This is a genomic window from Actinomadura fulvescens, assembly GCF_039533225.1.
In the GTDB taxonomy this organism is placed as follows: Bacteria; Actinomycetota; Actinomycetes; order Streptosporangiales; family Streptosporangiaceae; genus Spirillospora; species Spirillospora fulvescens.
On the sequence record NZ_BAAATD010000005.1, the window covers coordinates 336,043 to 361,948 of the forward strand.

Here is a 25,906-nt window from a genome sequence, read left to right on the forward strand (position 1 = left end):
GGCGTCAAAGACCTTCCCCCGGCGCGGTCCCGCGCGGTCCCCGGAGTTCAGGAAACGGCGCCCGCGACGATCGCGGCCACCGCGACGTCGGCGGCGGCGACGACCCATCCGGCCGGGTGGATCGCCGTGCCCTCGACCAGGGTCGCGCCCAGCTTGCCGGGCGTGCTCAGGTCGAGCAGGTAGAACGCGATGACCATCAGCACGATGCCGAGCAGCCCGAAGACCGTCGTGTCGATCAGACCCTGCCCGAGGTCGTCGTCGCTCGTCACGATCGCGGTGGTGACGATCGCGCCGACACCGAGCAGCTTGGCCGACAGCAGCAGCGCCGCGCCGCGGTTGCCCTCGTTCCAGATCTGGTGGCCGAGCCTGCCCGGCGTGGTCACCTCCACGACCAAGTAGCCCAGGGCCATCAGGGCGATGCCGAGCGCGCCGTACGCCAGCGTGGCCCCGGCCTCCTCCAGGACGTCGTTCATCCGAAGCTCCTCACTTGCCTGATCCGGGTCCGCCGCCGCGGAAGGATGCGGTGCCGTTGCGGTTCCAGCCCCTGGTGCCGGGGCTCGTCCAGTGGGTGCCGACGTACGAGTGGTAGCGCCGGTAGCCCGCGTCGGCGCCGTCGATCGTGATCCGGGTGCCCGCGCCGTCGGGCAGGACGCCGACGACCGTCTTGGGATACTGCAGGAAGATGCCGCCCTGCGGCGCCTCGGCGCTCACGGGAAGGCCGCGGCCGCCCGCGGAGCTCAGCGGGGCGGCGGACGCCGCCAGCGCGATCGAGTCCACCCGGTCGATCGGCTTGAACTTCTTGGCGATCTCGGACGCGACCTTCTGCGGGCTGCTTGACGAACGGTAGGTGTCGAGGCTCACCCGGCTGTACTTCTTGGCGATCCAGCCGGCCGGGTCACCGTCGCCCTTGACGAGGACGGCGATCAGGACGACCGCTCCGATCACCGCGGCGACCACGCCGCCGATCAGCCATTTACGGTTCACGATTCGCTCACCAGCCGGCTTCGGGTCATGACGATCTCCCGGGTCTGCGGATAGGCGTGCCAGGTGCGCCAGCCCAGCCCGTGCTGTTCGAGGGCGAGCGCGGTCACGGCGTAGGGGGAGCCGGGGAAGGTTCCGGTCAGGGCGTCGTCCCGCTCGGCGAGGCGCGCGCACAGGTCGTCGACGGCGGCGCCGAACGCCGCGTCGGCGTCGTGGGTGACGGTGGACGAGGCGAAGTCGTACGACCAGCCGGGCAGCGCCTCGTTCACCCGGCCCGGCAGCGGCCCCGGACGGCCCGGCAGGCACGCGACCGTCTCGCTCACCGGCCCGGCGAGCACCTGGTGGGACGCGCCGAGCAGGCGCAGCTCCACCGTGAGCCCGGCGCGTTCGGCCGTCAGCACGGCGAGGGCGTCGATCGCGGCGAGGCCGAGCGCGAACGACAGCTCGTCGGCGCGGGTGTCGGTGTACGCGGTACGGAGGGTCGCGAGCAAGGGATCAGCTGCCCGGATAGATGGTCAGGGTGCCGGTGGGCACACGTTCGCCGGTGCCGAGCTCCCACGGGCCGTCGCCGTAGCGCTCGAACGACAGGTAGCGCCCGCCGGGGCCTTCGTAGTCGACGTACTCGACCCGGCCGCTCTCACCCACGCCGGTGGTGCCCTCGCTGCCGTAGTCGGCGGTGCCGTGCTCGTCGCGCCGGTATTCGACGCCGTCCAGGACCAGGGTCTTGCGGTCGGGCGTCAGCTCACCGATCTCGTGTCCGGTCCACCACACGACCTCCAGGTCGGGGTCCTCCTCCACGGAGATCCAGACCTTCTGGTCGGCGGTGTCGGCGTCGAGGAGGTGTTCGCTCCAGGTGAAGCCGCCCTCGCGCAGGCGCAGCGAGCCGCGCACGAAGTAGCGCGCGCCGAGGTACTCGATCATGTCCCCGGCCTTGATCGTGCGCGGGTCGCCGCCGACCTCGTCCTCGGCGGCGAACGGATCGCGCGGCACGGCGGGCTCGGCGGCCCGCCCCGCGGCGCCGCCGGTGGCGCCTGCACGCCGGCGCAGCAGGACAACGATGATCACGACCAGCGCGACCAGAATGAGGGCCAGCAGGGCCGGCACGACCGCTCCGCTCACGCGACCTCCGTCATCGCTTCCAAAACGCCATGGACCAGCGGATCTTACCGACATCCCGCGCTTATGGACATGCCGATGTCCAACTGTGCGTCGCGGCCGGATCCGGCAGAGTGATCAACAAGCGGTCAGAGGCGGGCGGCGGCCTCGGCCACGCGCTCGTCGGTGGCGGTGAACGCGATGCGGACGTGCCGCGCTCCACCGGCTCCGTAGAACTCGCCGGGGCCGACGAGAATGCCGCGTTCGGCCAGGTAGGAGACGGTGTCCCAGCAGGCCTCGCCACGCGTGGCCCACAGGTAGAGCGAGGCCTCCGAATGGTCGATGCGGAAGCCGTGCCCCTCGAACGCCGCGCGCAGCACGGCACGGCGCCGGGCGTAGCGTTCGCGCTGCTCGTCCACGTGCGCGTCGTCGTCGAACGCGGCGATCATCGCGGCCTGGATCGGCGCGGGGACGATCATCCCGGCGTGCTTGCGCACCTCCAGCAGCCGCTTGACCAGCGCCGCGTCGCCCGCGACGAACCCCGCGCGGTAGCCGGCCATGTTGGAGCGCTTGGAGAGCGAGTTGAGGGCCAGCAGGCCCTGGTGCGAGCCCTCGCAGACGTCGGGGTGCAGGATCGAGACCGGCGGGTGGTCGGGCTCCCAGCCGAATTCCAGATAACACTCGTCGCTCACGACGATCGAGCCGCGCTCGCGCGCCCAGGCGACCACCTTGCGCAGGTGCTCGACGGGCAGGACCTTGCCGGTCGGGTTGGAGGGCGAGTTCACCCAGACGATCGTGGGCGCGGCCGGGCCGAGCGACAGCAGGCCGTCGGTGGCGACCGGCTCGGCCCCGGCCAGCCGGGCGCCGACGTCGTAGGTCGGGTACGCCAGCTCGGGAAAGACCACCTGGTCGCCCGCACCCGCGCCGAGCAGGGTCGGGAGCCACGCCACCAGCTCCTTGGTGCCGATCACGGGCAGCACCGCCGCCGGGTCGGCGCCGGTCACGCCGACGCGGCGGCGCAGCCAGCCCGCGATCGACTCGCGCAGCTCGGGGCGGCCGTAGGTCATGGGGTAGCCGGGCGCGTTCGCGGCGGCGGCCAGGGCCGCGCGGATCGGCTCGGGAGTCGGGTCGACCGGGGTGCCGACCGACAGGTCGACGACGCCGTCCGAATGGCGGCCGGCCAGCTCCTTGTACGGCTCCAGCCGATCCCACGGGAAGTCCGGCAGCGTGAACAAACCCACTCCTCCTCACACGGGCCCCGACGACTCAAGGCCGTGACCCCATCATCCACGAGGTCACGGCCTTGAGGTTACGCAACTGCTCCTCGGTCCCGAGCCGGTGGGACGTCGGTCAAACCCGGTCAGCCCCGGCGAGGGGCTCAGTCGTCCTGGGACTGCGGGGGCAGTGCCGCGACGATCGGGTGGTCCTTGTCGATCTTGCCGACCTTCGAGGCGCCGCCCGGGGAGCCCAGGTCGTCGAAGAACTCCACGTTGACCTTGTAGAAGTCCTTCCACTGCTCGGGGACGTCGTCCTCGTAGTAGATCGCCTCAACCGGGCAGACCGGCTCGCACGCACCGCAGTCGACGCACTCATCCGGGTGGATGTAGAGCTGACGCTTACCCTCGTAGATGCAGTCGACCGGGCACTCTTCGATGCAGGCCTTGTCGAGCAGATCCACACAGGGCTGCGCAATGACGTAGGTCACGTTCGTGACTCCTCTCGGGTTTCCCGGCCCCGCCGTTGGCCACGGCTCACCGCAAGCTCGCTGTGAATAGTATTGCCATCACGGCTCAGTCGATTCGACATGGGGGTCCTCACATGTCTGGCCGTTTCGCCGCCCGGCTGGTCGTCTCGATCTCAGTAGCAGACGTCGGTCAGCGGGTCTCGCTGCGACGCCGCCTGCCTACGGGAGAGTACAGCGACGTGGTGGGCGTCCTCGAATCCTGGTCCGGCGGTACGCTCCTGGTCCGCCGCCGTACCGGCGAGCTCGTCGAAGTGCCCGAAGAGATCGTCGTAGCGGGCAAGGTCGTACCCCCCGCCCCACCACCCCGCCGCCCCCGAGGCCCAGCCGCCAGCTAAGCAAGGCCACCAGCTAAGCCCGTCCATCAACCGAGCCCGGACGTCCGGTGAGTGCGGACGTTAGGTGAGTAGGGCCACGATTACGGCGCCTACGAAGGCCAGGGCCAGTGTGGTCTGCACCAGGTAGGCCACCACGATGCGGCCGAGCGCCGGGGTGTGCACCGGCACCGGGGCGCGGCCGCCACCGGGCATGCGCGTGAGCTCGTCCAGCCGTTCGCCGAAGCCCGGGCTGTGCATGACCAGGCCCGAACGCGGCGCGGCAAGGCTGATCCGCGCGCCGTCGCGTTCCTCCGCCTGGACGAGCCGGCCGAAGAGCGTCGGCACCACGACGAGCCGGACGACCCCTTCCCAGGCGACCTCGGCCTGCCGCCCGGCGAGGCGGTTGGTCAGGCCGTCGGGCCATGCCTCGGTGACGCCTCGGCGCAGGATCACCAGGTTGCGGGCCGCTACGGCCGTGGCGGCGAACCCGCTGAACAACGCGGTGGCCGAGGGCTCCACGACGCCGGCGAGCAGCAGTGCGGGCCCCGCCGCCAGCGCTGGGAACACGATGACCGGGCTGCGCCACCGCGGTCGCAGGCGCAGCACGGGTTCCGCGGAGGTACGGCCCATTCCCACCCCGATGATCGATTTGAGGCAATCCCAGGCAAAGGCTTGGCGATGACTGGGACGCCGCCGCTCGCCCCATGTTTCGCCACCCGTACCGCGCTTCACAAGGGTCCTGGGGGGTCGATATGGAACCAGCCGAAGCCGCGGTGGAGGCGGAGAACCTCGGCGTGCGCACGCACCGCGGATGGATCTATTCGGACGTCACGTTGCTGGCCTGTCCCGGCGACGTCGTCGCGGTGGCGGGCCCGGGCGGCAGCGGCCGTACGTCGCTGCTGCTCACCGTCGCGGGCCGGATGCGGCCATCCGCGGGGTCGCTGCGCGTCTGCGGCCTGCCGCTCCCCCGTTCGGCGGCCAAGGTACGCGCGAAGGCGGCGGTGGCGCGGCTCACCGGCGCCGCCGAGCTGGAACCCGAGCTGCGCGTACGCGACCACGTCCGGGAACGGCGGCTCACGAGCGGCGGCCCCGGGTCGTCCGACGCGTTCGGGCAAGCCTGCGAGGCCATCCGCGCCGACCTGCCAGCCAAGGAGCTCGTCGGTGACCTCCACCCCGCCGACGCCACCCGCCTCGCGCTCGCCCTGGCCCTCATGGAGCGGCCCGAGGTGCTGGTGCTGGACGACCTCGACGACGGGGCCGACGGCGCCGACCAGCAGGAGCTGTGGAAGGCCGTCCGCCGCGCGGCCGACACCGGGGTGACCGTCCTCGCGACCACCACGGAACCCTCCCCGGCCGAGGGCCTCGCGGACGTCCACGTGTCCCTCGGGGGGAACTGATGCGCGCTCTCCGGCTCGCCGCGTATGAGCTGCTTCGCTTCCGGACGCCCATCCAGCGGGCGGGGCTGGCGTTCCTGCTGGTCGTGCCGCTGCTGTACGGCGGGATCTACCTGTGGTCCAACTGGGATCCGTACGGCAGGCTCGACCGCGTCCCGGTGGCCGTGGTGAACGATGACCGGCCCGTACGGGTCGAGGGCCGCACGGTGGACGCCGGTGGTGATCTCGTCGCGCAGCTCAGGAAGGAACCGCTGCTCGGCTGGCACTTCACCGGCGGGCGGGAGGCGGCCGACGGGCTCAAGGAGGGCCGCTACTACGCGGTGATCACGGTGCCGGGCGACTTCAGCGCCAAGCTCGCCAGCGGCGCGACCGGCACTCCGCGGCAGGCCGCGATGGAGATCCGCCTGGACGACGCCAACAACTTCCTCGTCGGGATCATGGCCAAGACCGTGCAGTCGGAACTGGAACGCCAGGTCGCGGCCGCCGCCGTGGCCGTGTACTTCCAGACGGCGTTCGCCAAGCTGGGCCAGTTGCACGACGGTCTGGACAAGGCGGCCGGAGGTGCGAGGGAGCTCGACGACGGTCTCGGCCAGGCCAAGGACGGCAGTGGCCAGCTCGTACAAGGTCTCGGTGCAGCGCAGGAGGGTACCGCCGCCCTGGCATCCGGTATCGCCACGGCCAAGGACGGCACTGGCGAGCTCGTCGCAGGGCTAGGCAGCGCCAAAACCGGCAGCTCGGCGCTCGCCGAAGGCCTGGGCAAGGCCAAGACCGGCACCGACGAACTCGTCGCAGGGCTCGGCAAGCTCAAGGCCGGCACCGCCGAGCTTTCGCCCGGCGCGGCCCAGCTGTCCCAGGGCGTCCACCGGCTGACCACGGAGGCCGTGCCGGTCGCGGAAGGCTTGTCGGCAGCGCTGCCCCGGCTGGCGAACGCCGCGGTCGCCCTCTCCGGCAACGCCGCCGACCTGACGGGGATCGCCGCCTCCCTCTCGGCCCGGATCGCGGCGATCACCACGTCCATCGACGCCTGGCTGCACTCGATCGTCCGGAAGTATCCCCTGATCGGGCGGAGCCCGCAGTTCGCCGAGCTGCGGAAGTCGATCACGAGGCTCGACGGCACGATCGCGCGCAGGCTGAAGGCGCTGGCCGCGGCGTTCCCAGTGATCAGGTGGGAGCCCGGCCACACCGCGGTGGTCAAGGGCGCCGAACGCGCGGACGCGACCCTCGTGAGCCGGTTGCACCGGCTTGAGGACAAACATCCGCGGCTCAAGCGCGATCCCGTCTGGACGGCCATCCTCAAGCTCGCCGACGACATCGCCGCACGTGCCCAGAAGATCGCCAGGAAGGCGGCGCGGATCAACGCGGTCACCCGGACGGTCGCCGGTGAGGCCCGCACGTTCAGGAAGAAGGTCCCGGCCCTGCGGCACGAACTCGGCAAAGCGGTCGCCGGGCTGAAGGCGCTCGACCGGGGCGGTGCCAAGGTCGCCGCCGGAGCCCGTGCCGTCGACCAGGGCGCCGGGGCCGCGCTGGCCGGGGCGACCGCGCTCGACAAGGGCGCCGCCGCGGCGGCCACCGGCATGAACGAACTCGACGACGGCATCGGCGCGGCGCTGACGGGAGCGACCGCGCTGGACCAGGGCGAGGCCGAGCTGCTCGACGGCGCGAACGAGCTGAACCAGGGCAGCGGCGAGCTCCTCTCCGGGGCCCGCGCTCTCGACGAGGGCAACACACGGCTCAAGTCCGGGGCGCACGAGCTCGCCTCCGGCCTCGAATCCGCCGAAGGGCAGGTCCCCGTCATCGACCCGGACGACCAGGAGCCGTTCGCCAGGACTCTGGCGCAGCCGGTGGACGTCACGACGACCAACGCCCATCCCGCCGGGAAGTACGGTCGCGGCCTAGCGCCGTTCTTCATCGCGATCGCGCTGTGGGTCTTCGGGATCGTCGCGTTCCTGCTGCTGCGCCCGGTGTCCGGCCGCATTCTGGCGAGCCGCGTCAGCGCGGCCACGGTCGCCTTCGCCGCCTGGCTGCCCGTGGTGTTCATGGGGCTGCTCGCGGCGCTCGTGCTCTTCGCCGTGCTCACGTTCGGACTCGGTCTGAGACCGGTGAACGCGGGCGCGACCGTGGGCCTGATGGCGCTCGGCGTAGCGTGCTTCAGCGCGATCGTGCACGTGCTACGCCTGGCGTTCGGCGCGGTAGGGGACGCATTGGCGCTCGCCCTGCTGATCCTGCAGTTGGTGTCATGCGGTGGTCTCTATCCGGTGGAAACCCTGCCCCAGCCGTTCCGCGCCATCCACGACGTCATCCCGATGACCTATCTCGTGGCTCCGTTGCGCGCGACGATATCCGGTGGCCAGCCGTCCCACGTATGGCGCGACGCGGGCATCCTGGCAGCCTACCTGGCAGTCGCGCTGGTCCTACTGGTCGTCGTCATCCGAGCACAGCGCCGCTGGACGATGGCGAGGCTCAAACCCGAACTGGAACTATGACGGGCCTTAGCCGAGAACGGGCTCAGCCAGCAACGGCCTGAGCCAGGCCAGGCTTAGCGGACGACAGGCTCTAGCCGGAACGGCTCGGCCAACAACGGGCTTGGCCAGGAACTGGCTGAGCCGGGAACTGGCTGAGCCGGGAACTGGCTGAGCCGGATCAGGCTTAGCTGGCAACGGGCTCGGCCAGCAACGGGGCTGAGCCAGCAACGGACCTGAGCCGGAAACGGGCTGAGCCGAAATGACCCGGTCAGCATCGGGCTTGGCCGGGAACGGCCCGATCAGCAACGGGCTTAGCCAGCACCGGCTCAGCCAGGAACGGGCTGAGCGGACGACGGGCTTGGCCGGGACGGGCTCAGCCGGGGACGGGTGGGGTGGGGCCCGGTATCCATGACGGTGGGAGGGATGGCGTGCCGCTGGGCGTGCCGCTCGGGACGCCACTGGGCACGCCGCTTGGGGCATGGCTCGGTACGCCGCTCTGCGGGCCGCTTGGAGCGCCGCTGGACGGGCCGCTGGGGGTGCCGCTGGGTGTGAGCGGTCTGCTGGGCTTCGGCTTGGGTTTGGGTCGTTCGGCCTGAAGGTACTGGTGGCCGGGCCGGAGCTTCTGCCCTCGGAAGAGCTGGGACACCGTCACGAACGTGAATCCGCGGCGTTTGAGGTTCGACAACACTTGCGGAATCGCGTCCACGGTCTCTTTGTGGATGTCGTGATAGAGCACGATGCCGCCGGACCTGGGCTCGCGCGTTCCGATGCGGACGTTCGTACTGACGCTGTGGTGCTGCCAGTCCAGCGAGTCGACGCTCCACATGATCTGGGGCATCGCCACGGCACGGCCCACGCGTTCGTCGGTCGAACCGTACGGCGGCCGGAACATCGTTGGCCTGACTCCGGACGCCGCTTGGATGGCCTTGTTGGTGCGCTCGACCTCCCAACGCACGGCGCTCGACGACAGCCCCGTCAGGTCGGGATGTGACCAGCTGTGGTTGGCGACCTCATGACCCTCCTGGACCATGCGCTTCAGCAACGCTTCGTTCCCCTGGATGTTTTGGCCCAGCATGAAGAACGTGGCGTCCGCCCCGGCGTTCTTGAGGTCGTCCAGGAGCTGCGGGGTGTGTTCGCCGGGTCCGTCGTCGAACGTCAACGCCACGCACTTGGCCTTCACGCAGTCGACCGCGGGTGACGGCGACGGCGATGGCGCCACCGACTTGATCGCCGCCTGCTGCCGGGCCTTCTGCGCTTCCCGGCCGTGGCTCTGCGGACACGCGGACGCGCCCAGCATCACCCCGATCGCGACAAGAACAACGGAATAACTGCTTCGCACCACGTACCCCCGAACGTGTTTCCCCGTGGGGCTGAATACCCTCCGTCGCTTCTCGTCACACACATCCGCAAAAGGCGTTCCGCACCCGCAGGGGCGAAACGACCCAGGGCCGGGCGCGAAGCCGCCCGACCCTGTTCGTTCAGCGCAGCGGCCAGTCGGGCACCTCTGGCGGAAGGTCGGTGCTGACCCTCATCGGGAACTTCGCTGGGCGCTTCTCCAGGAACGACGTCACGCCCTCGTTCGCGTCAGGGGCGCCGCCTAGCGCTGCCATAAGACGGGAGTCGGCGGCGTGGGCGTCCCACGGCGACGAGGCCGACAATCCCGACCACATGAGGCGCCGGATAGTCGCCACTGACACGGCCGAGGTGTTGTCTGCGATTTCCCGGGCGAGTTCGTAGGCCGCCGGGAGCAGTTCGTCCGGCGCGTACAGCCGCGACACGAGGCCACCGTTCAGTGCCTCCCGGGCGTCGAACACGCGCCCCGTCGCGGCCCACTCCATCGCCTGCGCGATGCCGACCAGGCGCGGCAGGAACCAGCTGGACGCCGCCTCGGTGACGATGCCGCGCCGCGCGAAGACGAAGCCGAACTTGGCCTTCTCACTCGCCAGCCGGACGTCCATGGGCAGCGTCATCGTGACGCCCACGCCGACCGCCGCGCCGTTGAACGCGCCGATGACCGGCTTGAGGCAGCGCGCGATCCGCAGCGCGACCGTGCCGCCGCCGTCGCGGGGCGTACCGTCCTCCAGGACGTCGTCCTCCCCGGCGAACATGTCCTGCGACTTGTCCTTGTTGAACGTGTCCCCACCGCCCCCGAGATCGGCGCCGGCGCAGAACGCCTTACCCTCCCCGGTGACGACCACGACCCGCACGTCGTCGTCCGCGTCGATCCGGTCGAACGCGTCGAGCATCTCCGCGCGCATCACGTAGGTGTAGGCGTTCATCCGGTGTGGCCGGTTCAGGGTGATCGTGGCGATCCCGTCCTGAACCCCGTACTCGATCTCGGTGTACGACACCCTGCGACCCCTCTCGCGCCAACGTTTAGAACGGCATTCTAGGAAAGGCCGTACACCGCTCTCCCGGCGGGTCGGCGGGGCGGACGCGGTGCCAGGTCAGGACGTGGCGGCGGGGAACAGCCGTCCCAGGACCTCACGGCGCCAGTCGTCCAGGGAGCCCTCGAAACCGTGCGGCGGCAACGGGATCAGCTCGCCGTTCTCGACCTTCAGCTGGATCGCGACTCCCGGCGCCAGCTCCACCTGCTCGGGCACGTCCTTGCCACGGGCGGCCAGCCGCTGCGCCAGGGCGCCGATCACCTGGGCCCAGCCCTGGCCGAGATAGGGCGGCAGCGCCACGACACGGATCTCCGGCAGACCGCCCGCCGCCAGACCGTGCGTACGCAGCATCAGCCCGTCGTCACGCTCAATGCCCGCTACCCGTACCTCTTCGCCCATATCGGTGACACTACGCCGGGCCGTGTTTCGGCTCGTCCTCGGGTTGACCTGCGTGATCCACATCACCGGTGAACGGCCTGGATCGGCAAGGCCGGGCGGTCCCGACGCTTTGTCGGATAAATTACGACAGTGAATTGGGCCGTGACGACGTACGACTCCGCGTTCGGGTACGTGTCCGCGCACGGCGCCCCGCTGGTCGACCTGCTCGATCCCCAGCCAGGGGAACGGGTCATCGACCTCGGCTGCGGCACCGGCACGTTCACCGCGGAGATCGCCGAGCGAGGTGCCGAGGTGCTCGGCATCGACGGCTCCCTCGACATGGTGAACCAGGCCACCGCGCTCCACCCGGGCCTGTCGTTCGCCGTCGGTGACGCCCACGGCTTCACCACGAGCGAGGCGTTCGACGCGGTGGCCTCCAACGCCGCGCTGCACTGGATGACGCGTGACCCCGACGCGGTGATCGCCAGCGTGCACGCCGCCCTCCGCCCCGGCGGCCGCTTCGTCGCCGAGATGGGCGGCGCCGGCAACTGCGCCGAGCTGATCGCCGCGATGCAGACCGCCTGGCGGGTCTTCGGCCTAGGCGAGCCCGAACTACCCTGGTACTTCCCGAGCCCCGCCGAGTACACGGCACGTCTCGAAGAGGGGGGATTCACCGTCCGTCTCCTCGAATACGCCGACCGCCCGACCCGCATGACGGAAGGGCCGAACGGCGCGGCCGACTGGGTGCGCGCGTACGCCGCGAACGCCTTGGCCGACGTGCCGCCCGAGCTCGTCGAGCCCCTCCTAGGCCGCATCAACGACCTCGCCGCCCCGGCACTGCGCCGCGAGTCCGGCTGGGTGGCCGACTACGTTCGCCTACGCTTCGCAGCCGTCCGCAAGCCGGATGGCAAGAACCCCCTAGACGTCTTGTGAGGCTGTACAACGCCCGCACGGGCCAGGTCGAAGACCTCCCCCGCGCCCTACGCATCCACATCTCATCCGGCACAAACCGGACCTTGGTGGTCACGGACCTGCTCCGCCGGGTGGCCCAACGCACGGGCCACCGCCCCGTAACCGTCACCCGCTCCGCCGCTCTCCCGGTCACCGATCTCGACCCGCCGGACGTCAACGTCCCCGACTTCGAGATCGCCGACCCGCCCGCTGACGCGATCCAGATCTCGTCAAGCCCCGGCGCCCACCTCGTCGTCGACGAGGGGCCCCACGAGTGGATCAACGACGTTCTGAACGATCCCCTGGCCGCCCGCCTGGCCTGGCTGCGCCTCCACCACCGCGCCAAGGACACGATCGAAGCACCGGACGTCTTCAGGGCCGAGGGCGAGCTCGGCACCTGGCGCGCCCTGGTCGCCGAATGGGCGACCACTTCCGGCCGCCCGATCAACCGGGCATACGTCTCCGAAGCCGAAGCCGCCCTCTCGGACGACCTGGACAGCCCCACCGCCCTCGCCGTCCTCGACCGCCTGATCGCCGACCCGGACCTCGAACCCGGCGCCAAACTGGAAACGGTCATTCACCTCGACCTGCTCCTGGCACTCGACCTGGTACGCGACATAGGCCGCGCCTGACACTCAATCGCGTCTGACGGATACCGCAGGTAAAACCCACGCGAAGCCATGGCGAACAAGCAGATCCGGACGTATCCCTGACCGCCCTTCCGCCTCCCTCACCGATCGCTAGCGTGCTGCCGGGCTATCGAGGAGGGGTGAATGAAGAGTGCACCGCTACTCCCGTTCATGCTGCTCCTAACGGCGTGCAGCGCGCCCGCAGGAGCGACCGGCGCGTTCCAGCCAAACGGCACCTACGCAACCCGCCCCACCCCCAGCCCACCGGAGAGCCGCGCCGCCCTAGAACGCGCCGCCCTCACGTCCTACCGCCACTTCCATAAGGCGTTCGAGCGCGCCCTGGAGACCAACGACCCGACAGGCCTCGCCGCCGTCACCACCGGCCCACAGGCCCGCCACCTCCACAAGGTGATCCGGGCCAACCGCCGCGCCGGGATAATCCAGCGCAGCCACGCGGTCCCTCACCCCCGCCTAATGGCCCTCAAGCCGCCTATAGCCCAGATAGTCGACTGCGTCACGACGTCCGGCCTCTGGACGTACCGAGCCCGCTCAGGCACCCGCGTAGGCAACCCGCCCAAGCCGCAGCGCACCCTCATCTACGCAACCCTCCACCAAACCGGAACCACCTGGAAAGTAACCAAGATCACCCACCCCCGGGCCCCCAAGTGCTAACCCCCGCCCCGCGACCCCCGTTGGAAGCAAAGCCACAGGCACTCCGGCCCCTGTCACCGACCACAACCCGCACCCCGCCACCGCACCAGTCGCCGCCAAGAGCCCTCCGAACGCGGAGAAAGGCACCCCCTAAGCCCCCAGCTCCGCCTCACGACACCGCCAGCCCACCATCGCCCCAGACCGCCGGGTCGCGATCCGCATGGCTCACCGAACGCACGAACGCCGCCCAACCCCCCAAACATCCGCAGCCAGCGGTCATCCCCCCGATAAACGCCATCCAGCGCCCCAAGCCCGCCGCCACACAGCGCACCACGCCCGCCGCCCTCGCCGTACGGCGCACCACGTTCACCGCCCTCGCCGTACGGCGCACCACGCCCGCCGTCATCGCCACACGGCCCTCCACGCCCGCCGTACGGCGCACCACGCCCGCCGCACGGCGCTCCAAGCTCGCCGCCCCCACCGCACGGCGCACCACGCCCGCCGCCCCCACCGCACGGCGCACCACGCCCGCCGTATGGCGCCCCAAGCCCGCCGTCCTCGCCGTACGGCGCGCCACGTTCACCGCCCTCGTCGTATGGCGCTCCACGCTCACCTTCGCCGTGCGGTGGGCCGTCCTTCTCGTCGCCATCGTCGCAACGACGCTCGGCGTGGCCGCGCCAGTCGCCGCAGATGCCAATTGTGGCCGTCCGGGTGGCGGAGGGTGGCTCTGTTCCATCGCCGCTGGCAACAACCACACGTCGCCTCACGGCGGAGGCGGGGGCGGTAGCCCCAGCAGCGGAGGTCCCTCGATTGAGGTGCAGCCGATGTGCGCGCCCACGGGCGGTGCCGACCACTGCATAACGCTCCCTGAGACTCCACGTGCGAGCACGGCGGACGTCGCGCAGATGGCCATGGACGCCATTGCCCTGCCCGCTCCCAGGCCCCACACGAGCCCTAGAGGCCGTACGTGGGTCGCCCTCCGTACGTTCCTCTGGATTGACCGGAACGCTTGGCGGCCTCGCCACGCGAGCGTGGCGGTAGACGGACAGACTGTCAGCATCACCGGACGACCGACTCACGTCGTCTGGGACATGGGCGAGGCGACACTCACCTGCCAGGGCCCCGGTGTCCCCCACCGAGACGTGTGCTCCTACAGCTACCGCCGAGCGGCGTCTCACCAGGTCAGTGTCACCGTCTACTACTCAGTCACGTGGACTTGCGCGGGTGCCTGTGACACGCCGGGTGGGACGTTCGGCCCGCTTCCGGCTACCACGGCCCTCCGTCTGGTGATCGGTGAGATCCAGACCTCGACACGCTGATCGACCGGATCTGGCCGGAACCACTCCCGTATTTTCGGACAAACAGCCCCATCCGCCACCAGCGAGACATGCACCACTAAATAAGGTTCTTGACTCGTACCCCCCGATACCGTTAGCTCTTTCGCTCGGAACCTCCCTCAAACAAGCTCCTTACGGAAGGCAGCAGGTTGCGTCTTTCATCCCCTCGAATTCTCATCGCCGGCGCCTCGGTGGTCGCCTTGGCGGCCGCCGGTGGCGTGGCCGTCGCCTCCACCGGCGACGCCCCGGCCAAGCAGGCGACCAAGGTGGCCGCCAAGGCCGACCCCAACCTCCAACTCGTCACCTACACGCCGAAGGAGTCCGAGAAGGCCGTCAAGGCCTACTGGACCGCGGCCCGGGTCAAGTCGGCCAAGCCGGTCAAGACCATCAGCATCGACGCCGCGCCGGTCGCCGAGTCTCAGGCATCCGCGCTGAGCGCCGGCCCGTCCATCGAAGGCGCCCCGACCGAGCCTGAGGTCAAGGGCAAGGCCGGTAACGCCTCCGCGCAGGGTCTGGCCTCCACCCAGGCCGTCGTCGAGAACCGCGTCTGGCGCAAGCACGGCACCGCGCCGGCCCGTACGCTCGGCAAGCTCTACTTCGACGTGCCGGGCGGCCGCGGCAGCTGTAGCGCCACCGTCATCACGGCCAAGAACAAGCGGACCCTCTGGACCGCGGGCCACTGCGTCCACGGTGGCAAGGGCAGGGGCTTCTTCAGGAACTTCGCCTTCTTCCCGGACTTCCCGGCCAAGAGGACCGCCTGGGCCGTCAACCGCATCGTGACGCTCCAGGGCTGGAGCAAGCGCTCCGACCCGCGCTACGACATCGCCGCGCTCGTCATGAAGCGCAAGATCCAGTCCTCCACCGGTAGCCAGGGCTACAGCTTCGGCTACAAGAAGCGCAGCTACTTCATGTGGAGCTTCGGCTACCCGGCCAACCGCATCCCGGGCTTCAAGCGCTACGCGAACCCCAACCTGCTCCGCTACTGCAACGGTAAGACCTTCGGGGTCAACTACGGCGGTGGCCACGTCGCTCTCGGCATGAACTGCACCATGGGCCAGGGCTCCAGTGGCGGCCCCTGGATCTACGGTCTCAACCGCAAGGGCTACGGCCGCATCGCAGCCATCAACAGCATGCACGCGAACCGCACGAAGGCCATGTACTCCCCGTACCACGGCTCCGCCGCGGTCGCGGTCTACAAGGCAGCCTCCAGGTAAGTCCTAGCACCACCAAAGAACGCCCCCGCCAATTCCGGCGGGGGCGTTCCCCTTTCTACGACACCGCACAGAAACTCAGGGCGGGTTGAGTGAGCCTTTTCACCGGGTCCGCTTCCACTCACTCTGGTAGTTGAGACCACATATTCGAAAGTATGACATCGCCGCCATCAACAGCATGCACAGCCTACGTACCAATGACATGTACTCGCCCTACCACGGCGCTGCCGCGGCGGCCGTGTACAAGAAGGCCGTCTCCTTCAAGTAACCCCAGCACCACAAAGAACGCCCCGCCGAACCGCCGGGAGGGGTTCTGCCATGCACGCGGCCCGATGCCTGACGCCGCACCTGGCCATAACCAGACCGGTGCGGCTGAGCCACTCCCACCGCGGTCGAGTAGGTCGATGCTGGAGCGTGCCCCGGCGAATCTCGTAGCAGCTGCATAGCCTCAGCGCTCTCCCAGAAGGTGGACGCGTCCAAGCCGGGCTGGAAGACGAGGAAACCTGGATACTCGGATGGCACCGGAAGAGCTTTTGTACGACTCCGGAGAAGAGAGCCCACTCCGCTTGACCCGCGCCCAGTCTATTTGTGGCGGAGGCCCAACCGGTGCACCTTTCAGACGCCCGAGGTCAACAAATGTCTGCCATACAGAAGCGTTCTGCCTTCCGATTGAGAGGAATTGGTCGAAATAGAGCACAGGAAAGCTGTCCGGTTCTCCTCCTCGAAGCCCTCAGTCGAATATCATAGGGCCACAGATTTGCCATCTTTCAATAGATCTCGGCTAGAGGTATGGCAAAGACAAAACAGCTGTCCTACCGCAACGATGTCACCCAATGAAAAGCTGAATCACTGATAGCACAAGGACAAACAACCCCACCCCAACGAAGATCGCCCCGTGCACCCGAATGAACTTCGCAGGATCCACTCCGCCATCACTCTGGTTTCGGCCAAACCGTGGCTGCCCTGCAGCCCACCGCTCAGCACTGCCTTTGATATTGAACAGGAAAGGCGCTCCAATGGCGAAGAGGACGAGCCCTACAAGGAATGTCATGCCCAGCAACCCGACCTATTTGTTGTCTAGCGGATTTTGCAGGTTCCATGGATCTCTTATATCCCACATCTTTCCAGAATGCATCGAGCCTCCGAACCAGCCCCACCCCGCACCACCAGAGGCTCCGACCCAGCCCTTGCGAGAGCCGTCCGCACTCTCCGGCGTTCCCATGATGCACCCACCATACTGGGCGAAGCCACACGCCTGTCCATAGAACGGCCCCTGGTCGTCAGGCCTTCGCGACGTCCATTGGCCAGATATGCTGGCCCCAAAATTCGGCCTGAAGTTCTTGAAACTCAGCCCTGCACCACCATAACTCAACCAGAACTGGCCGTCCTGGAAAGTGATTCCCACACACACGATAAAGCAGGAGGTCGCGGAGGCCCCGAGGTGACCGATCCCATAATCGACCACGTCTGAGACAGCCTTTCCGAGCCGTCGCCCTAGTTCACACATCGGCATCTGCGGCGAGTTGAAGCATCCACCCGCGTCCATATTCGGAGGGCTGAACTCTGGAAACTGAAGCTTGGGCTTGCCGATGCCTTCGCCCGGCTGAGAGGGGGTGTTGGGGGAGTCGTTGCTGCCAGCTGAGAGGCATTTCATGGTGGAGCAGTCATTGACGGCGCCTGGGATGACCTCGGGCGCAGAGCGGGCAACTCTTGAGACAGGTTGGGTCACCGGGCCGTTGGCTTCTACCGCTTTACGGCGAATGTCTCGCTGCTGAGCCGAAGTGTCCTTGACGACGTTCTTGGTGCCGCCGGTGACTGGCGCCGGCTTGCGGGGACCGTCGGGGAATCGCTGCCTCGAGTCAGGGTAGTAAGGCTTCTTCGGTGGTCGCGGGACCGGGTTCTTCTGCGCTTTGCGTTCCTGTCGCTTCTTCGCAGCTTCGGTCTTTCTACGCTTCCTCTCCCTTTCGCGGCGTTCTTGCTCTTCGGGAGATATTCCTCCTCCACCACCGCCACCACCAGAGCCGCCGTTCGAGCCGCCGCCTCCGCTGCCACCGGGCCGGCGGAGATCGTCAGGTGAGCCTCCACGGCAGGGGCGTCCCATGACGGTGGCAGTGCCAGGGTACGACACCGGCATGAAGCATGGTGGTTCGTAGCCACATGGGTGAAAACCCCGGTCCTGGTCCCAGCAGAATTGGTTCCAGCAGTCGCCGACAAAGCCAACCGCGCCAGATCCGCCGCCACCCGGACATGACGCATGCCCGGAGGGGTCGACTCGATCGAGAGGGCTGGCGTTGGCGTAGGTGTAGCGGTTGGCGTTGATGGAGTTCGGTGTTGGGCTGAGATCCCAGTCGTCGCGGCTGTTGAACGTGCCGGTCGTTGGGGTGTACCAGCGTGCCCCCATGTTGACTTGACTGGTGGTGGGGTCTGTCCAGTCGCCTTGGTAGCCGATGCTGGATCTGTTGCCACTGGTCGCGGTGGGCTGGCCGAAGGGGTCGTAGGCGGTGGAATCAGTGAGGGAGTTGAGCGGTCCGTCGGGGGCGAATCCGCCGACGATGTCGCCGTGCGCGTTCGAGACCGTGAGTCGCTTGGTTGTGCCTTGTGCGGTCCCTAGGAGGGCGTGGGAAGGGCCGCGGCTGAAGCTGGTGGTGCCATCGGCTACGGGTTCGTCGTCGAGGCCGTTGTAGCTGAAGGTGGCGCCGTTGCGGCTCGCGAGGCGGTCCAGGCCGTCGTAGGTGTAGTCGATATTGCCGGCTCTGGTCTGGCGGTCGAAGGCGTCGAAATCGAAGGTCTCGGTAGTACCGGCGTTCGTGGTAGTCGCCAGCGTGCCACGCGGAGTGTAGGTGTAGGTGCTGTTGCCGTCAGTGAGGCGTCGGTTACGTTCGTCGAAGGTCGCTGTGGTGTCGCCCGGCTTGGTTCGGTTACCTGAGTCGTCCCATTCGTAGTTGGTCGTCGAGCCGTTGTACTTCCACGATGTCAGGCGGCCGGCGTGGTCGTAGTCGTAGGTGTTGTCGCCGGAACCTGCCTGACCCGTTGTGGTCTTGCTCGTGGTGTGGTCGTTGTCGTCGTAGCCATAGGTCGTGGACGCGACGACTGTGTCGGTGCCGTTCTTGAGAGTGTCAGTGCGGGCGCGGCCCAGATCGTCGAAGTCGACGGTGCGGACGCGCCCCGCGCCGTAGTCGATCTTGTTGGCTTGTCCGGCGGGGTTGTATCCCAAGGTCTGCGTGGTGTTCGTTATCCCGTCGCGAACAGTGCTCAGTCGGCCGTTGCTGTAGCCGAACGTCGATGTGCCGGCGGCGTCCGAGCGGGTGATCGGCTGGCCGTCAGTGTTGTAGTTCCAGCCTGCTTGACCTGAGGGACCCTCGGCCGACAGCAGCTGTCCTCGGTCGTTGTAGCTGTAGACGTTGGTGTCCGAGCCCGCGTTGACCTTGATGAGTCGTCCGGCCGCGTCGTATCCGAGCACGCGTTCGGCGGTCTGAGCACCGGTGCCCGTTTCGCGCGAAAGCCGATCGTTGGCGTCGAACGTGCGCTCACGGGTGACACCGCCTGGGGCGATGGTCTTTACCGCATTGCCGGCCTCGTCGTATGAGGTGGTCCAGGTGCGGTCGGCCGCGTTGGGATGAGCAGTGGTGGCAGGCTCGATGATCGATTCGCGCAGGCCGAGACTGTTGATCGTGTAGACCGTGGAATGGCGGCGACCGTCGGTGAATCGCGTGCGGTTGCCCGCGGCGTCATAACCGTACGTGGTCGTGGTGGACGCGCTCGCGCTGACAGGCTCCGTTTGCTTGGTGAGCTGGTCGAGTGCGTCATATTCGAATGTGGTCTTGCGTGTGAGCGCGTCTGTGGAGTCCTTGACGTTCCCAGCCAGGTCGTAGCTGAGCGTCCGCTTGCGTAGTTGGGTACCGTCCGGCTTGAGGTCCGCCTCGGTAACCAGTTGCCCGAGCGCGTTGAAGGCGAGCTTGTTGGTCCGCCCCAGCCCGTCGCTCGCGCGAACCCTTCGACCCTGGTCGTCGTAGCCGAAGTGAGTAGTCACATTGGCGGGATCGACGGTCTTGGTCAGGGCTCCCGCGGTGTCGTAGGTGTTGGTCGTGGTCGCGCCGCTCGGCGCGGTGGTGGTGAGCAGGTTGCCGACGTCGTCGTAGCCGTACCGGGTCGTGAGCGCGACAGCCGCCGGGCGACGTTCGATCTGGGTGCCGGTGATCGGACGGCCCAGTTTGTCGTAGGTCGCTTCGCTGCGGGCGCCGTTAGGGTCGACGACCGAGAGCAGTTCGCCCGTCCTGGTGTAGTCGTACTGCCACTGGACGCGATCATCGTTGGTCTTGTTGGGCGCGTCGACGACCTGGACACGTCCGAGCCGGTCGTAGCTGTACCGGGTCTCGTTCTGCCGCGGGTCCACGACCTTCGAGGTGCGGCCGAGCGGGTCGTAGTGCGTGACCGTGGTGGGTGTGAGCGGGGTGGTCGTCCCTGGTGGAGTGTAGGCCGGGCTGATCTCCTTGACCGGCTGACCGAGACGGTCGTACTCCGTGCGGCTGATGTTGCCCAGAGGATCCTTGATCTCTGTGGCCTCGTCGAAGGCGTTGTAGCCGGTCAGGGTCACCGGGCGGGTAGTCGCCGGTTGACCGCCGTTGCTTTCGGCCGAGACGGGAGGTGCGGTCACCCTGGTTTGGCGGCCGATCTCGTCGTTGACGTAGTTGGTGGTGAAAGCGGCCTTGTCAGCGCCGGTGACGTTGCCACGCGGGTCGGTCATTGAAATGCGCAGGTCCCGCTGGTCATAGGTGTAGCTGGTGACCCTCGGGGTGGTGCCGTCGGTACTGGTCTGTGTGGTGAGGCGACCGGGCAGGTCGTAGCCGAGGTCGACGGTCTCGGGTGTGGATGAGGTCGGCCAGCTCACGTTGGACGGGTTTCCGGTCCTGGAGACGCGGGTGACCTTGCCCCCGAGGTCGTACCTGAACGTGGTGCGACGGTTCAGGCCAGTCGGATCGAGGGCCGTGGACTCAAGGCGGCCTACCTTGTCGTAGGTGTTATCCACGACGGTCTTGCCGTTGTTCGTGACCTGCTTGGTGGGATTTCCCGCGGCGTCGTACTCGACCTTGGAGAGGACGATGTTTCGCTTGGTGCCATCCGGATTGTCGAAATCCACCAGCGTCGCGCTCTTGGGCAGATCGTCCGGATAGTAGTCGTACTTGATCTGCCGGCCCATCGCGTCGGTGTCACTGTCGAGGCGGCCAGCGTAGTCGTAGGTGTACGAGCGAACGACCAGGCTATCGCCTGTGCTCGGCTCCCCTTCAGCGTCTCCGTCGAAGTCCCTGAGCCGCACCTGGGCGAGCATGTTGCGGGCCGTGTAGGCGTACTCGTATCTGTTGTCGTCCGCATCGACCATGGTCACGACGTTGCCGTAACGGTCCCGGTCATAGACGGTCTCGTGTCCGTAGGCGTCGATGACCCGTTCAAGCCGATTGTGATCGTCGTAGTCGTAGGTCGTGGTCCGCGGCTCTCCGCCGGCGACCGTGTCGCTGAGCTGGGTCTTGGTGACGTTGCCGTCCACGTCGTAGGTGTGATCGGTGCGTTGCTGCTGCTTGGCACCGGTCACGGCATTGGTGGTGGCGGGTGCGGTCTCGCTGGTGAGGTTGGACCAGTCGTCGTATCCGTAGCTCGTCACCACACCGGCCGGAACGCTGTCGGATATCTCGGTCCTGGTCTTGACTCGGCCTATCGCGTCATAGGTGTACGTGGTGGTGAGGCCGGACTGTTCCTTGACTTGCGCCACATCGCCGGCGCTGTTGTACCAGTACCTGGTGACGGCCCCCCGCGGGTCCGTGACGGTGCGGACGAGATGGGACGGCATGGTGCCACCCCCGATCGCGACCTCCGCGCCGTCTGTGTAGGTGTAGTTGGTCTGCCCACCGCCCTCTGGGTTCACCTGCGACAACAAATTGCCCGCCGATGTGTACGAGTACGTGGTCCTGTATCTGTTGTCGGTCACGCTGGACGAGCGGGCGTCACGGAACTCGATCGGCCGATCGTTGCGAGGGTCGCTCGGGTTCGTCACCGTGGGATAGGTGTGGTGTTCGGTGTTGCACACGCCTGTGGCGCGACAGGTGGTCCGGGACGTGATGTTGCCGCGCGAGTCGTAGCCCAGGAGGACCTTGTCCCCGTTCTCGTTTTCGATCTCCTTGAGAAAGCCCCGATCGTCGTAGACGAAGTTGCGGATGCCGACGTGATCGATGAAGTCGGGATCGTCACCGGGATTGCCCGGCAGAACGGTGCAAAGATCCGGGTCCTCGGGGTCAGGTGTCTGGCAGGTGTCCGTCGGGTCAGGAGTCGGCGTCTCTCGATCTTCAGACCGCATGCCGGTGCCCAGCGGAATGCCCACGCGGATCATTTGCCCCGTCAGCCCGTCTTGCTCATAGAGGTACGTGCGGTTGCCGGGGTCGCGGACCTCGATCGCACGACGGAGGTCGAACCTGCCTTCGCCGTCCTTGCCTCCGTACACCTGCGGAGGCCGGATCTTCCACGTGCCGCCGTTGTTGTCGGTGTACTCCGACACCCGGTCCCAGACGGTGTCGTACTCGACCTCTGCGGCGATCTTGCCGCTCGGGAGCGTCACCTTCGTCATCTGGTCAGTTGCCTGCGTCGCCTCTCGGTAGTGGGCGCTGACCTGGTCGGGTCCCAGTGGATGCTGATAGACCGCGACCTCGTCGATGGCGCCCCTGTAGAAGCGCCGGGAGCTGGTTCCCCAACCGGTCCATGATCCCGGGGTGCTGGCGTAGGCCGCCCCGATCTGATTGTGCGTCAGAGTGTGATGATTCGGGGTCTGTCCTGTGAGCGTGCCGACCGGTTGGCCGTCCAGGTAGAGAGTCTGGGTCGAGCCCATCGCGGAAAGGACCGCGTGGTGCCAGGTGCCATCGTTCACTCTGGTGGCCGAGGTGATCGGTGCGATCGCTCCCCCGCTCCAGAATTGACCGCGCAGCTTCCCGTCGGTGCCCGTGTACAGGACTGGGACACCGACTGTGGACGTCCCGTCCAGCGGCTTGTCCTGGTAACCCATGAGAGGACCGCCTGGGCCGGTGGGGTCGTTCTTGAACCACAGTTCCACGGCGATGTCACGGCTCTTCTTGACGGTTCCGGCCGGCAACGCGACCTGTGAAGAGGTGCCGTCGAACGTCGCGGCAGTGTCGGCGGACCCCGCCAGCGCGCCCGGCGCCTGGAGCGTCACGTTCTTGTAGGTACCGGCGTCGGCACCGAGATTGACTGAGATCTGGCTGCCGGCGCTCTCGGCCTCGTCCTCGTTCAGCCGCCAGTAGGACTCGGGCCTGGTGTCGAGAACGGTGCTCCGATAGTGCGAACCCGAACCGTACTCGTAGACGGTGCAGCGATTGCCCGGCGCGCACACTTTGGCCAGCCGGTTCCCCTCGTACGTGTACGACCAGGTCAGGGCCTTGCCGTCGACCGGGTTCGTGGCGACGGTGGCCACTCTCGTACCGGACCAGGTGAACGTGAGTGAACGTCCACCCGCTGCGGTCGCCTTCGACAGGTTGCCGTTGAGGTCATAGGTGAGTGTGATCGTGTGGCCGCCCGCGTCCGATATCTTGATCAGCCGCTTGTTGGAGAACTCAAAGATGTTCCCGTCCTTGTCGACGAGCTTTCCCTGGCCCCCGTCGAGCGTCAGTGTCGCCTGCCGGCCTTGCGGGGGCGAGTAGGTGCCGTCCGGATTCCGGCCGTACCGCACCTGCTGGCCATCCGGATAGCCGACCACGACATTGCCGGATCCGTCATTGTCCTCGATCAGCCGCATGTCGAACTGCGTCGACCAGCCCGCTCCGAAAGGCGAATCCCGACGTGGGTCCAGGCTGTTGTAGGTGCGCTCCAACGCGAGCGATGGGCCCACAGTTGCCACCGACGCATCCGCCGCCGAGACGGTGAAATTGCCGACCACCGGGTCGAACGCACGGTCCTGCGCCTCACTGAGCCGGGATGTGATCTCCGGTTGCGGCACCGAGGTCTGGAACATCACGAACGGCGACCAGGTCGTGGTCCCGGCGTCCTTGACCCCCACCTGCCATTGATAAGTCCTGCTCCACGACAACTTCCCGGCCGGCACGGCCCAGGCATGCGTGGACACGTCGCCGGAACTGATGCAGTTGGCCGGAGGTCCGGACCCGGTCTTCTCACAGACCTTGAACTCGTACTTCAGTTGCTGTCCGGGCGGCGCGTCGATGTCCACCGCCTTGGCCCAAAGCTGCGGGCTCAGTGTCGGCGTCTGGTAGCCGTCCAGCGGGTAGAGCTCCTGGACGACCGGGGCCAGGTTGATGACCCTCAAGATCAGCCGGATCGGCGGGACGTACGCGTCCGTGAAGACCTTGCCTCCGGTGCGCACCATGGTGAAGTCGAGTGAATACGTTCCCACCGGCAATGGTTTGATTTCGGCGTCGAGATTCACCCTCTGCCCATAGGCCACGTTGGTGGTAAGGTTCGCCGACCGCTGCTGGACGACCAGCTTGCCCTTGCTGTTGTAGGCGCGGTACGCCAGATAGTAGGTGCCCGGCGTCCAATTCTCGGCGCCCATGTTGGTCACGCTGATCTTGATCTTTCCCGCCTGGTTCTGCATGACGGGCGGAGTGGGCACCGGCTTGGTGATCGCGTACTTGGCGTTGTACGGGGTGTGCGTCACGAACAGCGTGGGCGGATTCGCCGTGTCATGCCCGGTGAACTTCTTGTAGCCCGAGTCGTCGGAGCTCGCGTCCCGCACCGACAGACCGAGGTTGTTGTTCTGGGGGTTGTCGACCCACCGCTGAACCAGATCACGTCCGCCCTTGCCGAGATTGAACAGTTGGCCCTTCTTCGGCGGACACTTCGATGTCGTCGACCCGGCCGGCCAGATATGGCCCTGCGAGAACGACGCCCGTGCAATTGCACGTCCAACGCTTGGCCCTGGGTACTTCAGCCCCGTTCGGCCGACCCATTGCTCCGTCACCGGGTGCACCGTCACCGGACGGGCTTTGCACGTCACCGCGTAGTAGTTGAGCATCCAGAGAGACGCACCGTAAATCCTGTGGTGCTTCAGCTTTTCGACGAGTTGAGGGAACGACAGGTACGCCGCCGATCGGGAACCGACCGTCAGCACCTTTCCGCCGTCGGTTGATCCGCTGTCGTCGACGGAGATGCTCGCTCCCGCGACTCCGGTCTCGACCGGTGAGTCGACCATCACCGGGAACGTCCGGGCAGGGTCGGAGAGCCACTTCGGATCCACGCTCACCTGCAACGCGGGTGCTCCGCCAACGGACACGATGCTGTATGAGACCTTGTGCGATACCGCCGGCGCGGTGGCCGAATCGGTCATATTGCCAGCGGGCATCCTGGCCTGAACCTGACCGAGCGAGTCGGTGAACACGACCTGGTCACCGACGACCTTGGCCGTCAGCCCCTTCAGGGCGAGGGGAAACGTGAAGGTGGTCGGTGCCTTGGGCGAGCGTAGAACGATCGTCTCTTTGACTCCGCCTGAGCCGATGTCCAGCTTCAGGTCCGTATCCGACCACACGCGCGGGTAGGTGACGCCCCGCTCGGCCGGCTCGCCGACCGCCGTAGACCCTCCGTGCACCTCGTATGCGACCTCGTATCCACCGTTCAACCCGACCCTGGCCAGCGGTCCGGACCCGACGCGAGGTGCGAGCCGGACGTCCACCGAATCAGCCGAGTTACGCCAGCCCTGCGCCGGTACATTGCCGCGCCCGGCCTGCTGCTCGCCCACAGGAACGATGCGCGTGTCGATCGGCGCCCAGCTTCCGTCCGAACGCCTGTAGTTGATCGGGCGTGGGGACAACTCCGTCGACTGCGTACCGTCCGCATTGGAGAACGTTCGTGAGTACGCGTCACGCGCCTGCGCCAGCTCGCGGCTCGTCGCAGCGTCGAAGCCCTTCACCTTGGGGTCGCCGACTGAGGGCGCCTTCCCCACCTGAGCCTTGTTCTGTGCAGCCTGCGCACTCTTCTGCAGCGCCCGCTCGACCCGCGTGAGCGGATATCTCGACCGCAGAGTCCTCGGCTGAGAACGGTTCCGGCGGCCTCCGACAGCCACGTCACCGTACTCCGCATCGGCGGAACCCCATCTTTGATCGGGGCCATGGACGGGACCGGGATGCATCCGCGTATACCAAGCCGACATCGGCCCTGCGGCCCCGCCGTCGGCAGACCCCAGCAACACCAAAGTCATGATCACGGCAAGCGCCCGAACAAGGGCGGACGCGCGTGATCCCCCTCGGCGGCTGCCGAACAGCCCGACACCGAACGGATGGCGGCGCTGGTCATTCGAATGGTCGCCGAGGGCCAGAGTTCGCCGGTTGAACCGAAGCATGTGCTCTCCAGGACGGCAAGCGCTGCG

The 25,906-nt window shown here is 67.6% G+C and carries 19 protein-coding genes; 7 read left to right on the plus strand and 12 right to left on the minus strand.

All coding sequences use genetic code 11. The annotated features are described in order from the left end of the window. Window positions 1–47: 47 nt before the first annotated feature. The 6 genes from ABD333_RS20650 to fdxA form a co-directional block, all read right to left on the minus strand. Entirely contained in the window at window positions 48–473 is a 426-nt protein-coding gene (locus tag ABD333_RS20650) for a DUF350 domain-containing protein (RefSeq protein ID WP_344543222.1), read from the minus strand. Between the two features lie 10 nt (window positions 474–483). Then, a complete protein-coding gene (locus ABD333_RS20655; protein WP_344543224.1) occupies window positions 484–984 on the minus strand; it encodes a DUF4247 domain-containing protein in 501 nt (166 codons plus the stop codon). Further along, on the minus strand, window positions 981–1,472 hold the full coding sequence (locus tag ABD333_RS20660) for a DUF2617 family protein (protein ID WP_344543225.1): 492 nt from the start codon (window positions 1,470–1,472) through the stop codon (window positions 981–983). The genes ABD333_RS20655 and ABD333_RS20660 overlap by 4 nt, the downstream gene beginning before the upstream one ends. A 4-nt stretch (window positions 1,473–1,476) precedes the next feature. After that, complete coding sequence (locus ABD333_RS20665) at window positions 1,477–2,100, minus strand: DUF4178 domain-containing protein (protein WP_344543227.1); 624 nt, start codon at window positions 2,098–2,100, stop codon at window positions 1,477–1,479. A gap of 125 nt (window positions 2,101–2,225) precedes the next feature. Beyond that, window positions 2,226–3,311, minus strand: a complete 1,086-nt coding sequence (dapC, locus tag ABD333_RS20670) for a succinyldiaminopimelate transaminase (RefSeq protein WP_344543229.1) — start codon at window positions 3,309–3,311, stop codon at window positions 2,226–2,228. Window positions 3,312–3,454: 143 nt separating this feature from the next. Further along, a complete protein-coding gene (gene fdxA / locus ABD333_RS20675) occupies window positions 3,455–3,781 on the minus strand; it encodes a ferredoxin (RefSeq protein ID WP_131759039.1) in 327 nt (108 codons plus the stop codon). Window positions 3,782–3,894: 113 nt separating this feature from the next. Between fdxA and ABD333_RS20680 the strand changes: the two genes are divergently transcribed. Then, window positions 3,895–4,155, plus strand: a complete 261-nt coding sequence (locus ABD333_RS20680; protein WP_344543231.1) for a putative acetyltransferase — start codon at window positions 3,895–3,897, stop codon at window positions 4,153–4,155. 60 nt (window positions 4,156–4,215) lie between these two features. Here ABD333_RS20680 and ABD333_RS20685 read toward each other — a convergent pair whose 3' ends face one another. Next, a complete protein-coding gene (locus ABD333_RS20685) occupies window positions 4,216–4,764 on the minus strand; it encodes a hypothetical protein (protein ID WP_344543233.1) in 549 nt (182 codons plus the stop codon). A gap of 122 nt (window positions 4,765–4,886) precedes the next feature. On the opposite strand from ABD333_RS20685, the gene ABD333_RS20690 reads away from it, so the two are divergent. Together ABD333_RS20690 and ABD333_RS20695 are read left to right on the plus strand one after the other, a co-directional pair. Beyond that, on the plus strand, window positions 4,887–5,531 hold the full coding sequence (locus ABD333_RS20690; protein ID WP_344543235.1) for an ATP-binding cassette domain-containing protein: 645 nt from the start codon (window positions 4,887–4,889) through the stop codon (window positions 5,529–5,531). Continuing rightward, window positions 5,531–8,011, plus strand: coding sequence for a YhgE/Pip family protein (locus ABD333_RS20695; RefSeq protein ID WP_344543237.1), 2,481 nt, complete (start codon window positions 5,531–5,533; stop codon window positions 8,009–8,011). The genes ABD333_RS20690 and ABD333_RS20695 overlap by 1 nt, the downstream gene beginning before the upstream one ends. A gap of 352 nt (window positions 8,012–8,363) precedes the next feature. Here the strand turns inward: ABD333_RS20695 and ABD333_RS20700 are convergent, their stop codons facing one another. From ABD333_RS20700 to ABD333_RS20710, 3 genes are all read right to left on the minus strand, one after another. Beyond that, window positions 8,364–9,329: a polysaccharide deacetylase family protein gene (locus ABD333_RS20700; protein WP_344543239.1), complete on the minus strand. Its 966-nt coding sequence runs from the start codon at window positions 9,327–9,329 to the stop codon at window positions 8,364–8,366. Window positions 9,330–9,468: 139 nt separating this feature from the next. After that, window positions 9,469–10,341 (minus strand): enoyl-CoA hydratase-related protein, encoded by an 873-nt coding sequence (locus ABD333_RS20705; RefSeq protein WP_344543241.1) that lies wholly within the window; start codon window positions 10,339–10,341, stop codon window positions 9,469–9,471. Between the two features lie 96 nt (window positions 10,342–10,437). After that, complete coding sequence (locus tag ABD333_RS20710) at window positions 10,438–10,776, minus strand: hypothetical protein (protein ID WP_344543243.1); 339 nt, start codon at window positions 10,774–10,776, stop codon at window positions 10,438–10,440. Between the two features lie 141 nt (window positions 10,777–10,917). Here ABD333_RS20710 and ABD333_RS20715 point away from each other — a divergent pair, with 141 nt between their 5' ends. The 3 genes from ABD333_RS20715 (at window position 10,918) to ABD333_RS20725 (ending at window position 13,007) form a co-directional block, all read left to right on the plus strand. Continuing rightward, the gene (locus ABD333_RS20715) at window positions 10,918–11,688 is read left to right on the plus strand and encodes a class I SAM-dependent methyltransferase (protein ID WP_344543245.1); all 771 of its coding nucleotides are present in this window, start codon (window positions 10,918–10,920) and stop codon (window positions 11,686–11,688) included. An 83-nt stretch (window positions 11,689–11,771) separates the two neighbouring features. Next, entirely contained in the window at window positions 11,772–12,338 is a 567-nt protein-coding gene (locus ABD333_RS20720; RefSeq protein WP_344543247.1) for a hypothetical protein, read from the plus strand. A gap of 141 nt (window positions 12,339–12,479) precedes the next feature. Then, the gene (locus tag ABD333_RS20725; RefSeq protein ID WP_344543249.1) at window positions 12,480–13,007 is read left to right on the plus strand and encodes a hypothetical protein; all 528 of its coding nucleotides are present in this window, start codon (window positions 12,480–12,482) and stop codon (window positions 13,005–13,007) included. Window positions 13,008–13,155: 148 nt separating this feature from the next. On the opposite strand, the gene ABD333_RS20730 is transcribed toward ABD333_RS20725, so the two are convergent. Beyond that, a complete protein-coding gene (locus ABD333_RS20730) occupies window positions 13,156–13,635 on the minus strand; it encodes a hypothetical protein (protein ID WP_344543251.1) in 480 nt (159 codons plus the stop codon). An 837-nt stretch (window positions 13,636–14,472) separates the two neighbouring features. Here ABD333_RS20730 and ABD333_RS20735 point away from each other — a divergent pair. Continuing rightward, window positions 14,473–15,537 (plus strand): trypsin-like serine peptidase, encoded by a 1,065-nt coding sequence (locus ABD333_RS20735; protein WP_344543253.1) that lies wholly within the window; start codon window positions 14,473–14,475, stop codon window positions 15,535–15,537. A 1,063-nt stretch (window positions 15,538–16,600) separates the two neighbouring features. On the opposite strand, the gene ABD333_RS20740 is transcribed toward ABD333_RS20735, so the two are convergent. After that, window positions 16,601–25,879: a LamG-like jellyroll fold domain-containing protein gene (locus tag ABD333_RS20740; RefSeq protein ID WP_344543255.1), complete on the minus strand. Its 9,279-nt coding sequence runs from the start codon at window positions 25,877–25,879 to the stop codon at window positions 16,601–16,603. Window positions 25,880–25,906 lie beyond the last annotated feature (27 nt).